This window comes from Thermoanaerobaculum aquaticum (assembly GCF_000687145.1).
GTDB classification, from domain to species: Bacteria; Acidobacteriota; Thermoanaerobaculia; order Thermoanaerobaculales; family Thermoanaerobaculaceae; genus Thermoanaerobaculum; species Thermoanaerobaculum aquaticum.
Genome location: NZ_JMFG01000011.1, coordinates 107,263 through 120,331 on the forward strand (window position 1 = coordinate 107,263; position 13,069 = coordinate 120,331).

The 13,069-nt window shown below is 61.5% G+C and carries 8 protein-coding genes and 1 tRNA gene; 5 read left to right on the forward strand and 4 right to left on the reverse strand.

All coding sequences use genetic code 11. From position 1 onward, the window contains the following. The first annotated feature begins 26 nt into the window (after positions 1–26). The 3 genes from EG19_RS05120 (at position 27) to EG19_RS05130 (ending at position 6,909) form a co-directional block, all read left to right on the forward strand. Positions 27–2,432, forward strand: a complete 2,406-nt coding sequence (locus EG19_RS05120) for a GH36-type glycosyl hydrolase domain-containing protein (protein ID WP_053334922.1) — start codon at positions 27–29, stop codon at positions 2,430–2,432. After that, positions 2,429–3,493, forward strand: a complete 1,065-nt coding sequence (locus EG19_RS05125; RefSeq protein ID WP_038048225.1) for an ABC transporter ATP-binding protein — start codon at positions 2,429–2,431, stop codon at positions 3,491–3,493. Before EG19_RS05120 ends, EG19_RS05125 begins: the two co-directional genes overlap by 4 nt. A 128-nt stretch (positions 3,494–3,621) precedes the next feature. Next, positions 3,622–6,909 carry a VPS10 domain-containing protein gene (locus EG19_RS05130; protein WP_038048227.1) on the forward strand — a complete coding sequence of 1,096 codons (3,288 nt, stop codon included), beginning with the start codon at positions 3,622–3,624 and terminating at the stop codon, positions 6,907–6,909. Between the two features lie 62 nt (positions 6,910–6,971). Here EG19_RS05130 and EG19_RS05135 read toward each other — a convergent pair whose 3' ends face one another. Continuing rightward, entirely contained in the window at positions 6,972–7,688 is a 717-nt protein-coding gene (locus EG19_RS05135; protein ID WP_038048228.1) for a hypothetical protein, read from the reverse strand. Positions 7,689–8,092: 404 nt separating this feature from the next. Here EG19_RS05135 and EG19_RS05140 point away from each other — a divergent pair, with 404 nt between their 5' ends. Continuing rightward, positions 8,093–8,413: an ArsR/SmtB family transcription factor gene (locus tag EG19_RS05140; protein WP_053334923.1), complete on the forward strand. Its 321-nt coding sequence runs from the start codon at positions 8,093–8,095 to the stop codon at positions 8,411–8,413. Continuing rightward, positions 8,410–8,814, forward strand: a complete 405-nt coding sequence (locus EG19_RS05145) for a DoxX family protein (protein WP_053334924.1) — start codon at positions 8,410–8,412, stop codon at positions 8,812–8,814. Before EG19_RS05140 ends, EG19_RS05145 begins: the two co-directional genes overlap by 4 nt. A 212-nt stretch (positions 8,815–9,026) precedes the next feature. Here the strand turns inward: EG19_RS05145 and EG19_RS05150 are convergent, their stop codons facing one another. From EG19_RS05150 to EG19_RS05165, 3 genes are all read right to left on the reverse strand, one after another. Next, positions 9,027–11,534, reverse strand: coding sequence for a VIT domain-containing protein (locus EG19_RS05150; RefSeq protein WP_038048232.1), 2,508 nt, complete (start codon positions 11,532–11,534; stop codon positions 9,027–9,029). Positions 11,535–11,711: 177 nt separating this feature from the next. After that, entirely contained in the window at positions 11,712–12,131 is a 420-nt protein-coding gene (locus EG19_RS05155) for a MerR family transcriptional regulator (RefSeq protein ID WP_038048234.1), read from the reverse strand. Between the two features lie 738 nt (positions 12,132–12,869). After that, positions 12,870–12,944, reverse strand: a tRNA-Asn gene (locus EG19_RS05165). Between the last annotated feature and the right edge of the window lie 125 nt (positions 12,945–13,069).

Sequence of the window (13,069 nt, forward strand, 5' to 3'; positions counted from 1 at the left end):
TATAAAGCGAGGTTGGGAGCAAACCCATGAATGATCCGCGGCAATTTTTCCTGAACGATTTCAAAGACAACCCCTTTGGCGAGTTTTCAGCCGACGGCCGGGAGTTTTACGTAACGCACGTGCACCTCCCCCGTCCATGGGTCAACGTGCTGGCCAACCCCCACTTTGGTTTGGTGGTGAGCCACACGGGCTCGGGTTTTACCTTTGTGGAAAACTCGCAGCTTTCGGTGCTCACCCGCTGGCAGCAGGATTTGGCCGACGACACCTCGGGGAAGTTCCTCTACCTGTTCATCCCGGCCACGGGAGAGCTTTGCTCCCTTTCGCCGGCCCCCACTTGGGCTCCGCTGGATTCCTACCGATGCATCCACCGCCTGGGCTCCACCACGTTCTTGGGAAAAAAGGGAAACGTGGCGTGGTCCTGGACGCTGTTGGCCCATCCCCGGGAAACCGCCGAGCTTTGGCTGGTGGAACTGGAAAACCTGGGGCCTTCACCCCAGGAGCTGGAGCTCACAGCGTTTTTGGAGTGGAACTGCGGGGTGGCACCCTCGCCTCGCCGGGAGTTTTCCAAGCTTTTCCTGGAAACCCAGTTCCTGCCGGATTCGGGGCTTGTTTTAGCGAAAAACCACATGTGGGACGTGGGCTCCCGCCGCTTTGGGCATTGGAACACCAGCTACCCGTTTGTGGCGGCGTTCGGGGCCGATCGGCCGCCAGCTCACGCCCAGGGCGATAAGGCCCTGTTCTTCGGCCCGGGGGGTTCCCTCCGGCATCCCCTGGCGCTGCAGGACGCCCAATGGGAGCCGGCCTTTGGCCGCCACTGGGATCCGGTGGCGGCCCTCCGGTACCCTGTGGCCCTGGCTCCGTACGAAAAGGCCACCTTGGTTTTCGTCCTGGCGGCAGGAAAAAGCCGAAAAGAAGCCGTGGAAACATGGCAGCGCTTGGCAAACCCGGAGGAGGTGCAAAAGGCCCTGGAGGAAACCCACCGCTTTTGGGATGAGCTGCTTGGCCGCCACAGCATTAACACCCCTGACGACTCTCTCAACGCAGTGCTCAACTGGTGGTCCCGCTACCAGGCCATTGCCGGAAGGCTGTGGGCCCGCTGTGGCTATTACCAGCAATCCGGCGCTTTTGGCTTTCGTGACCAGCTGCAGGACGCCCAGGTTTTTCTCCCCCTGGAACCCCAGCGCACCCGGGAGCAAATCCTGCTCCACGCCGCCCACCAGTTTGCCGACGGCTCCGCCTACCACTGGTGGCACCCGCTCACCGAAGAGGGCCTCCCCAGCCGGTATTCCGATGACTACCTGTGGCTGGCTTTTGTCACCGCCAACTACCTCAAGGAAACCGGGGATTTCTCCATCCTTGAGCAAGAAGTCCCTTTCCTGGATGCCGAAGCCAAAACCCTCACGGACCACATTGAACGGGCCTTTGCCCTGGCGTTCTCCCGTTTTTCTCCCCGGGGGTTGCCGCTCATTGGCTGTGGGGATTGGAACGACGGGCTTTCCGCCTGCGGCTTGCAGGGACGGGGGGAATCGGTGTGGCTCGCCCATTTTCTGGTGCTCCTGACCCAAGAGTGGAGCCGCATCTTCCGGGAGCTGGGGGAGCACGAAAAGGCATCGAGTTTCCAGGAAAAACGAAACCAGTTAATTGCGGCCATCAACCAGCACGCCTGGGACGGCGAATGGTTTTGGCGGGCCAGCCTCGATGATGGCAGCCTCATCGGCAGCCACCACAACTCCGAAGGCCGCATCTTCCTCAACGCGCAATCCTGGGCCATCCTGGCGGAAAGCACCTCCCGGGAAAGACAGGAGAAATGCTGGCGTGCCGTCAAGGAGCATCTATTTTCGCCCATTGGCGCCCTGCTTCTGACCCCTGCCTACACCCAGCCTAACCCCGCCATTGGCTACATCACCCGGTACGCCCCGGGAGTGCGGGAAAACGGCGGGGTTTACACCCACGCCTCCACCTGGGCCCTGGCCGCGGCCTGCAAGATGCGGGATCATGAAGCGGTGGCTTACCTCTTGCGAACGTTGAACCCGGCGCTCAAAGACCCGCGGCGCTCCTGGGCCGAACCTTACGTGCTCCCCGGCAATGTAGATGGTCCCCCTTCGCCGCTTTTGGGGCGGGCAGGCTGGAGCTGGTACACCGGCTCCGCCGCCTGGTTCCACCGGGTGGTCAGCGAATGGGTCTTGGGCGTGCGGCCCACGTGGGATGGCTTGCAGGTAGACCCCTGCCTTCCTAGCTCGTGGTCGAAGGTTCAGGTGCTCCGCCAGTTTCGCGGGGCTCCGTTGTCCATCACCATGCACCGGCAACCGGGAGTAGCAAGAACCCAGGTACTGCTTGAAGGCAAGCCGCTTGAGGACAACCTTGTCCCTCCCGAGGTGGAGGGGCCCCTGTCCTTGGAAGTGCTCCTCCCGGAAGAGGAGATTCAGACATGAGCGTGGAGCTGTGCGGGGTCTCCAAGCGGTTTGGGGAGAAAACCGTCATTGCGCCCCTGGACCTGCAGGTGGCTACCGGGGAATTCCTGGTGTTGGTGGGGCCTTCGGGGTGCGGCAAGACCACAGTTTTGCGGCTGGTGGCGGGGCTGGAAGAGCCCTCCACCGGTCGCATTTTGGTGGATGGAAAAGACGTCACCTCATTGCCCCCAGGCCAGCGGGACGTGGCCATGGTTTTCCAAAACTACGCGCTTTACCCGCACATGACGGTGGCGGAAAACCTGGAGTTCCCTTTAAAAATGCGGCGCTTACCGAGACCGGAGCGCCAGCGCTTGGTGCAGGAGGTGGCGGAGGTGCTGGACATTGGCCACCTCTTGAATTCCCTTCCCCGCCAGCTTTCCGGCGGCCAGCGGCAGCGGGTGGCGCTGGGTCGCGCCATGGTGCGCAAGCCTGCGGTTTTCCTCTTCGACGAGCCCCTTTCCAACATTGACGCAAAGCTGCGGGTGCAAACCCGCGCGGAGCTGGCCCGTCTGCAGCAGCGGTTGGGCACCACCACCCTGTACGTCACCCACGACCAGGTGGAAGCCATGACCTTGGGCCACCGGGTGGCGGTCATGAAGGAGGGACGCATCCTCCAGGTGGGGCCACCTTTGGAGGTGTACCGCTTGCCAGCCGATACCTTCGTGGCCACCTTCATTGGCAGCCCACCCATGAACCTCTTTCCCGCCACCGTCCAAGCCGGCGGGCTTGTTATTGCCGAAACCTTTTTCCCTCTCCCACAAGCGGTTTTGCCTTTGCACCCTGGGGAGGCCTGCACCGCCGGCATTCGCCCCGAGCACTGGCGTCCGACTTCCGCGGAGGAGCCAGCTTTGGCGCTGGGCGTAGCGGTGGTGGAGCTTTTGGGTCCCACGGTTCAGGTGGGGGGGTACGTGGGCCAAACCTGGGCCACGGTGCTTTTGCCGGCTGACGCCCGACCTCGGCCAGGCGATACGCTGAAGTTGACCTTTTCCCCGGAAAACCTCTGCCTCTTTGCTCCCGATTCCGGCCAAAGGCTGTACCCTTAAGGGCTCCGCAGTGCCACGAGGTACAGACCAAAAGCGATCGGCCGCCCGACCGCCTTTTTTAACACGCTGCAAAACCGCCGCGTGATCCTTACGTAAGAAGGCAGGGGTTCATCCCCGAGGAGGGCGCTATGCGTTGGATTAAGGTTGCTGTGGTCATGCTGGCGGTGGGGTTTGCCCAGGCCAGCGAAAAGAAAGCCGAAACCCCCAAAGACCCGGTGTGGAACGAGGAAAACTTTGCGGGGCTGGAGTTTCGGGCTTTGGGGCCGGCGGTGGCTTCCGGGCGCATTTGCGATATTGCCGTGGATCCCCAAAACCCCAAGCGCTACTTCCTGGCGGTGTGTTCGGGTGGCGTCTGGAAAACCGAAAACGGCGGCGTCACCTTCACTCCGGTCTTTGACAAGGAAAAGTCCTACTCCATTGGCTGCGTGGCCCTGGACCCCCAAAACCCCCACACCGTTTGGGTGGGAACCGGCGAAAACAACAGCCAGCGCTCGGTGAGCTGGGGGGATGGGGTATACGTTTCGCGGGACGACGGCCAGAGCTGGCAGCGTGTGGGCCTGGAAAAATCCGAGCACATTGGACGCATCGTGATTGATCCTCGCGATTCAAACGTGGTGTTCGTGGCCGCCCAGGGGCCCCTGTGGGCTGCCGGCGGCGACCGGGGTCTTTACAAAACCACCGACGGCGGCAAGACCTGGAACCGCATCCTCCACGTGTCCGAAAACACCGGCATCAACGAAGTGTGGATGGATCCCCGCAACCCCGATGTGCTGTACGCCACCTCCTATCAGCGGCGGCGGCACGTCTGGACTCTCATCAACGGAGGGCCAGAGTCCACGATTTACAAATCAGAAGATGCCGGCAAAACCTGGCGCAAGATCGAAAAAGGTCTGCCCAAGGAGGACAAGGGGCGCATTGGGCTTTGCGTTTCTCCCGCCAACCCTGACGTGATTTACGCCATTGTGGAGGCCGCCAACGGCAAATCCGGGGTTTTCCGCTCCACCAACCGCGGGGAATCCTGGGAAAAGCGCTCGGATTACCACACCTCCTCGGGGCAGTACTACAACGAGCTCACCTGCGATCCCAAGGACGAAAACACCGTGTACGCCATGGACACCTGGCTGCACGTTTCCACCGATGGCGGCAAGACTTTCCGGCGCGTGGGGGAAAAAACCAAGCACGTGGACAACCACGCCATGTGGATTGATCCCACCGACACCGCCCACTGGCTGGTGGGCTGCGATGGCGGCCTTTACGAAACCTGGGACCGCGGGGCCACCTGGCATTTCAAGCCCAACCTGCCGGTGACCCAGTTTTACCGGGTGACCGTGGACAACTCCAAGCCGTTTTACTTCGTGTACGGCGGCACCCAGGACAACAACACCCTAGGCGGGCCTTCCCGCACCACCTCGGCTTCCGGCATCGTCAACAGCGATTGGTTCGTCACCACCGGTGGCGACGGCTTCGTCACCCGGGTGGATCCCGAAGACCCCAACATCCTCTACAGCGAATCCCAGTATGGGGGGCTGGTGCGCTACGACCGGCGCAGCGGCGAGGAGGTGGACATCCAGCCCCAGGAGGGCCCGGGGGATCCCCCCAACCGCTGGAACTGGGACTCCCCGCTCATCATTTCCCCCCACAACCCCAAGCGGCTTTACTTTGCCTCGCAAAGGGTGTACCGCTCCGACGACCGTGGGGACAGCTGGGTGCCCATTTCCGGCGACCTTACCCGGCAAATTGACCGCAACCAGCTGCCGGTGATGGGTAAGGTTTGGCCAGCCGATGCGGTAGCAAAGAATGCCTCCACCTCCTTTTACGGCAACATCGTGGCGCTTGCGGAATCGCCCCTCAAAGAAGGGCTGCTGTTCGTGGGCACCGACGATGGCCTCATTCAAATCACTGAAGACGGTGGCAAAACCTGGCAAAAAATCGAAAAAGTGGGTCAGGTGCCCGAGCGCACCTACGTTGCTGACCTGGAACCCTCCCACTTTGACCGCCACACCCTTTACGCTGCCTTCGACAACCACAAGATGGGGGACTTCACACCGTACCTGTACCGCTCCCGGGACCTGGGCAAAACCTGGGAAAACATCGCTGGCAACTTGCCGGCTAACCACGTGGTGTACAGCATCGTGGAGGACCCCAAGGATCCCAACCTGCTGTTTGCCGGCACCGAGTTTGGCGTGTTCTTCAGCGCCAACGCCGGCCAAAACTGGGTCAAGCTCACCGGCGGCATCCCCACCATTGCCGTGCGCGACATTGCCATTCAGGAACGGGAAAACGATTTGGTGCTGGCCACCTTTGGCCGCGGCTTTTACGTGCTGGACGACTACACGCCCCTGCGGGGTTTGACCCGGGAAAAGCTGGAAAAACCGGCGCTGCTGTTCCCGGTTAAACCCGCCTGGGCCTACATCGAGCGCACCCCCCTCGGCAGCCGTGGCAAAGGCTCCCAAGGGGACAGCTTCTTCACCGCCCCCAACCCTCCCTTTGGCGCCACCTTCACTTACTTTTTGAAGGAAGAGCTCCTCACCCTCAAAGAACAGCGCCACAAAGCGGAAAAAGAAGCAGAAAAGCAAGGAAAAACCCCACCCTACCCCACCCCTGAGCAGCTGCGGGCCGAAGCGCAGGAGGAGCCACCGACCATCATCCTCACCGTCAGCGACCCGGATGGCAACGTCATCCGCCGGCTGGAGGGCAGCAAGGAAAAGGGCATGCACCGGGTCACCTGGGACCTGCGTTTTCCACCCGCCCACCCCATCCGTGGCGAAAGGCCCCAGGACGAGCCCGCCCCCTGGGAACCCCGGGAGCTCGGGCCTCTGGTGGCCCCGGGTACGTACCAGGTGAGTCTCTCCCAGCGCGTGCGGGGGGTGGAAACCCTCCTGGCCGGACCGGTTTCGTTTGAGGTCATCCCCTTGGGCCAGGCCACCCTGGAGGCCAAGGACAAGCAAGCTGAGCTGGCCTTCCACCGCAAGGTCCAGCGGCTGCAGCGGGCGGTGCTGGCCGCCTCCGAGGTGGTTCGCGACACCGGCGAGCGCATCAAGCGCTTGAAGGTGGCCATCGAGCGCACCCCGGCAGCCAAACCCGAATGGGGCACCCGCCTGCGCCAGCTGGAAGCTGAGCTCCTACGGCTAGACATGGAGCTTTTCGGCGACCGGGAAATGGCCCGGCGCAACGAACCCACCCTTCCGGGCATTCGCGATCGGGTGGTGCGCATCGTCTCCAGCCTCTACACTGCGACTGCCCCGGCTACCGGCACGCAAAAGCAGGGCTACGAAATTGCTGCAAACCAATTTGAAAAGTTCCTAAGCGGCTTGCGGCAACTGGTCACCACCGACTTGCCGGCGCTGGAATCGGAGCTGGAAAAAGCTGGTGCACCCCACACCCCCGGCCGCTTCCCGGAGTGGCATAAGGAATAGCGGCAGCTCTTTTTTCACATCCCACCCGGCGCGCTGCGGCGCGCCGGGTTTTTTGTGGGAGGTCAGCATTGGCAAGAGCCGGAAACCAACTGGAGCACCGGCTGCCAGCGCTTGCGAAGCTCTTCGGCCACTTGGGGCCACTTCTGGGCATGGGGCGGTTGCCAGGCAAAAAGGAACGACACAAAAGAGCCGAACACCGCGGCCACCTGTGACCCAGGGGTATGCTCCCCCAAGGCAGAAAGGCGGCTTTGCAGGTAGGAAATCCGGGGTTTTCGGGGCAGGTATTGGAAGACCACCAGCGAAAGCCCCTGGGACCAGAGGGCCTCCACTTCATGCCAAAACAGGTAGCGCTCAAAGCCCCGCCGTCCCCAAGGCACTGAGGGAATCTCCAGGCCGTTGTCGGGATCCAAAAACACCATATCGGAACCGTGTGCTGCGGCTTGCAGTCTTTGGAACCAGACCTTCCGAGCCCCCACGTCCACCGGAACCGGCAAGGAAAAGAAACGGGTCTTGCCCAAAAGGCCGCTGTGTTCGAAAAGGGTTAGGCCCTCCTCGGTCGCCCGGGCAGTCATGTCCCGCAAGGCATCAAACAGCTCCGGATCAAAGACCTGCCATTTTTCAGGTTGCGCCAAATACTGCCGCCGCTGGCCTGTCCCTTTGGGCTCGTCGTCCGTGAGCATCCACACCACCAGGAGCTTGAAGCCGCCGGCCCGCAGCACACAGCGCAACACGCCGTAAGTGAGGTAGTCGTTCACATCCCCGAAGTACTGTCGCTTCATCGCAACTCTCGTGACGCCTCGCTTCAGAATATGCCCCAAAAAAACCCAGAGCGCCCTCCGGCCGCCCGGGAGGCGAAAAAACCTGGAAATTCTCGGGGTCGGTCACCGGCGCAAGAGCGACGCGAAAAGAGCAACTGGAAGGTGCTTGCCAAATGCGGCTTCGGCGGTGACCCCTGGGGACCTACCGGTGTTTTCTCAACGGCTGCAGGCGAGAGCATCCTGCCCGGGCCGGTCCTGTTGGGGTTTGCACCCTTGGGTTACGCGAATCCGCCAGCTAAGGACCGGTGCAGGGCTTCTCTTTCCAGCACGTGCTCAGCCACCAGCGTGCCGCCTGAGGCGCCCTCCTTTCTCTCAATCCAAAAAGGCCTTGCGATGTTTGTCAATACGTCGTAGAATGGGGGACGATGGACGAGCGGCTCTTCCTCCAGGTGGCCAAGGCCATCGCCGACCCGCGGCGGTTGGCGATCCTCGAAGCCATCACCCGTGCCGGGGAAATCACCTGCGGCGAGCTCGCTCGCCTTTTCCCCATCGGGCAGTCCACGGTTTCGCACCACGTGGGCATCCTGGAGCGGGCCCAGCTTGTGAACGTACGGCGCCAGGGGCAATACGCGATTTTTTCAGCGCGCCCGGAAACACTCAAAATGTTTTTGGAAAGGCTTAACTCTCGGCTCTTGGATGTGGCTCAAACCACGGCCCAAAACGGGCCAAAGGAGGGAGGACCATGATGGACACGATCAACCGTTTTTCTCCACCCTTGGGCAGGCTTTTGTTGTCCCTCATCTTTATCACCTCGGGGATCAACAAAATCCTTAACTTTTCCGGCACCGCGGGCTACATGGAGAGTAAGGGCATGCCGCTGGTCCCGCTGTTCCTCACCGCCGCCATCGTCCTGGAGCTGGCTGGCGGGCTTTCGCTGCTTTTGGGGTTTAAAGCTCGCGTTGGCGCCTTGCTTTTAATTGTGTTCCTGATCCCCACGACCCTCATCTTCCATAACTTCTGGGCACTGGAAGGGGCAGACCGCCAAATGCAAATGATTCACTTCATGAAAAACCTCGCCATCCTCGGCGGGCTTTTGGTGGTCTTCGGACTGGGTCCCGGGCCGGTGAGCATGGATCAAAAGGAGTAAAAAAGGTGCCGCGGAGGGGGTACGGCGTGCCGTACCCCCTCCATTGCGGCAACTCTCCACAGACGGCTTCTCTCTGGGCGTTTTAGCTGGAGAAGCCTCGCTCCTAACTCTGCCACAGACGCATCTCTACGAATCGGAAAGCGAAGCTCTCGTCTCGCGTTTGTCCACAAAATTACCCAAGTTTAAAGATCCCTGTCCGAACACCAATTTCATCAGTAGACCTTCGCAGGACCACTGTCCAACGGGATCGGGTGCCACCTGATCACCTCGAACGGTGAAATGTGTTCCGCCTCAAGGACTTTGCGCACGGTAGCAAGCTCGTCGTCGAAGCGGGCACCGTACCTCCTGAGGTGCTTCTTTATTTCCCTCTGGAAAACGCGGAGCTTTTCTTTCAGCTTTCGAATATCTTCGGCAAACGCCGGTGCTATCTGAGGAGACTCCTTTCCCACCCGTTCCAGGGCCTCAAGGAGAAGGACGGCAGCTAAAAGCCTGGCAAGCGCCGGCGCGAGGAGAAGAGCTTTACTTAATTTTCGTGCGGCACAGACCAAACGACTGAGACCGTCAGTTATCCAGATTTCCAAGACCCAAACGGTAACCAGCGGTTCCACAGCGGCGATCGTGGCGCGGAGCAATTGGGGTTTTTGAGCCATGGCTGCAGGTAAGCGGTCCACGGAAAAATTGTGCGTTTCCAGCCACTCCAGGAGCTCCTGGGAAATGGCAAAGGGAGGATCCTGCGGTTCGCTATTGACTAACCCTAGGTCGTCCTCGTAGCGCCGCAAATCTTCCTCGCTGGGTTTGCAAAATCGGAGATTATCGAAGTCGTGCTTTCGTAACAAGAGCTCGTGGCCGATGCCCACCGCTGCGGTGGACGCCGGCGCCTGGATGGTTGACGCCACGGTAATCCCACCCCATCCGTAGGTGAGCATGGTGGGGACTCGGCGAAGCTCTGGAGCCCGCTCGTTGCTCTTTTCTTGCCGCTCTTCCACCCCCACGAAGGAAGTAAGGGAAGAGGCCAGGTTATAGCGCAGCGCCAGGCGCAGGATCCGCTCCCGCAGGGCCTCCTGACGGCGATCGTGGCGGTTGGAACCCCCAAAACGCGGGGCGCTCAGCTGTTCCTCCCAGGTTCGCACCGCTGCCCGCGCAGCCAGGATAGCCAGGCTGGGGTCCTCCCCAGCTTCCCCCGCCACCACCGGCAGGGCCCAGGTAACCGCCTCGCCGTTACAGGTAGCGCGGAGCTCTACCGAGCTGGGCAAGCCATCGCGGAAGCAACCGTACACCGTGATGGGTTCGCCGGCAAAGATCGCGAGCTCTTCCGGCGCTTGCCATTCCGGATCCGAACCCTGCCAGCAAACCTCCAGGTCGGTCCACAGCGGCTGGCGAGCCCGCTGGAGGTGGCGCATGATGGCCGGGCTAATGGGTTCGTTGGGGTGAACCAGCTCAGCGGCGCCAAGGCCGACCCGGGCCAGGGAGCGGATAAGGAACTCGTTGGGTCCGTAGCCCACACCCACCATGAACACCCGGGTTTCACGCTCCCGTTTGCTACGGAGAAGCTCGAGGATGGCCTGCTCGTTGCTGATTTCACCATCGGTGAGCACGATGGCCACCCGCTGGCGGGTGGGGTCCAGCGGCCGGTTGAGGAGGAACTCCAAAGCCGGTAGCAGCTCCGTTCCCCCCAGATTGGCTTCCAGAGCGCGCACGGCTTCCCGGGCCTTGGCGCGCCACAGCTCATCCGCCGGACGAGAAGCCCCCAGCAAACTGCCCACGGTGCTGCCAAACACCAAAATGTCGAACGTATCCGCCTCGGTCAGTTCGTCCAGGGCTGCGAGCAAGGCTTGCTTGGCGTGTTCCAGGGAATGACCCTCCATGGACCCGGAGCAGTCCACCAAAAAGAGGAACTCCCGCGGCTCTTTTTTGGCCAGATCGCTTACGGGAGGCACAAAGGTCGCAGCCACAAAGCGGTCGCCGTCGGCTCCTTTCGCCACCCGGGTAAAGGGCTCCCAAAGCTTCTGTGGGGTCACCAGCAGCACCAGGTCCCGGTCCATGGCCACCACTGGGCTGGTGAGCTGTACCCTGAAGCCGCCGTCTTCCGGCTTTACCCGCACCTGGTGGGAGGGGCACGCAATTTCGCGCACGCCGTGGGGGTGGCTTACCCAGGCGGTGAACTCAAGCCCGTAAGGCACATCCAGGCTAATCGGCGGGTTCACCTGTTCCGCAGGGGTTGGGCTCACCCCCAGCCGGTCCTCCAGCGGCGCATACCTGGGGGCTACGGTGGTAGGAAGCACAAATCGCACCGCCTCCCCGCTGCGCTCCAGCTCCGCCACCCACCGCAGTTCCACCGTCACTTCCTGCCCGGGCAGCACGTTGCCCACGGAAACGGTGAACACGTTGGGCCTCTCCCGATCCACCAGCACTGCCCCATGACCGCCGCGGATGGCGTCGTCGTAGGTGGCAAACGCTTGCTCCCTCTCCTGGACCTGGCCAGTAATCCGCCGCCCGTTGGTTTCCACGGTTAGCGCAAAAAGGGCCGAAGCCTCCGGGAGTGGAAAAACGTACACGGCTTCGATGGGCACGTCTTCGGCGTTGCGAAAGCGCTGCTGAAGCGTGACCTGGCTGGAAAAGCCCCGAATTTCGGCCAACACCTTGACACCCATCAAAGGCAGCGGCTTTTGGCTGGACGCCACGAAAATGCCGCTGGCCGTTTCTTTGGTTGCAACGCTCATGATTGAATCTCCTTTCTTGTTTGTTTTGTTTATTTGCCTTACATTTGGTTTTTAAAAGCAGCCTGCTTTGCAAATGCACGTTGCCGGGATCAAAAGGTTATGTTGTTCACCTACTTTTAATGAACTCTTGTACTTATCCGTCGCATTGGTTCTTTTCTGGAGCCATATTTCACCTCCTTAACGGTTTTCATCCTGCAAAAGCTCCTGCAAGGTCAGCGCCAGACGTCGCAGCTGCCCTTCGTCCAGCGCCGCAAACCCCTCCTGGACGTGAAGCTCGTAACCGGGCATGACGGTTTGCCGCAGCCAGCGTTCCCCAGGGGCAGGCTTTCGCAAGCGCACCGCCATATCCGAAACCTGTGGCGCACCTAGCCCCTCGTTGCCACCAAAGCGCCGCTTGATTTCTTCCAAAGTCAGCCCCTGCTCCTGCAAAGCCTTGATCCGCAAAAGGGTGGCCAAATGGGAGTCGTCGTAGTGCTCGCCCCGCCCCCGCCCCAGCGGTGCGGGCAGGAGGCCCTGCTGAACGTAGTAGCGCACGGTTCGCCGGGAAACCCCCGCCGCCGCCGCCAGCTCCCCAATGGCGTAACGCTTCCTGCTCACGGCACAATCACTCCTTCTGCCCCATCGCCGGGAAAAGCCCGAGGTCGTGTGCTTTTGCTCCTCTGTCCCCTGTCGGCAGGGCAGCCAAAACCAGCACAAGCCCTCCCACGGCCTCGTGGTGGGCGAACCCAACCGTGAACCGCCTGAAGACCAGCTCTTTCCAAACTCGCGCCCAGCACCGGTCACCCCCCACGAATGCGACACCTGTAATGTAACACCTCACTGCCACATTGTCAACCTGTCACCGACCGGACGATGCGCACCGCCCCTGGGCGCACCAGGCCAATTGCAGGAAAGCTGGTTTGCGGAGACGAAGCGTACTCTCCACGTTTTGACGAGAAATGCAAGAGCCTTGTATATCATTCTGAGACCAGTCTCAACGATCTCGGGGGGGCTAAAAAATCAGCGTCCCACCTGCGCGAGCGCGACCGACGGCTTCGTTCTTGATGCCTGCTTCGGGCCTCCGGGAGCTGGCTGCGGAAGCTCCTCCGGTAGCGCAGCCGTTACCCTCGGGCCGGAGAAAGTCCTCCGCAGCGCGAGCTTTTCACAGGCCAGCGGATGAAACCCTCCTGGAGACGCAAGGGACTTCAAGAAAGGCGCCTGGTGGCCTTACGGTAGGAAGGCCTTGGCGCGGGGCAGTGGAGCCGTTTCTGCTTAGCCCACGCGCCACCCATCCCGGCCTTACTGGCGAGGGGGGAGGAGGATCCCAACAGCTGAGGAGAAACCACTAAAAGGAAATGGCTCCGCAGGAGGGACTCGAACCCCCAACCCTCCGGTTAACAGCCGGACGCTCTACCGTTGAGCTACTGCGGACCAGCTCCCTCGCGGGAGCAAGGCTTTGTAGCGCAAAAGCCTGGCCGTTGTCAAGGTTGCAGGGTCTGCTTGCCAGCCCGCAAGGAGCCTTCCGGGCAAACGGGGTTTTTGCGGCAGCGCAAAGA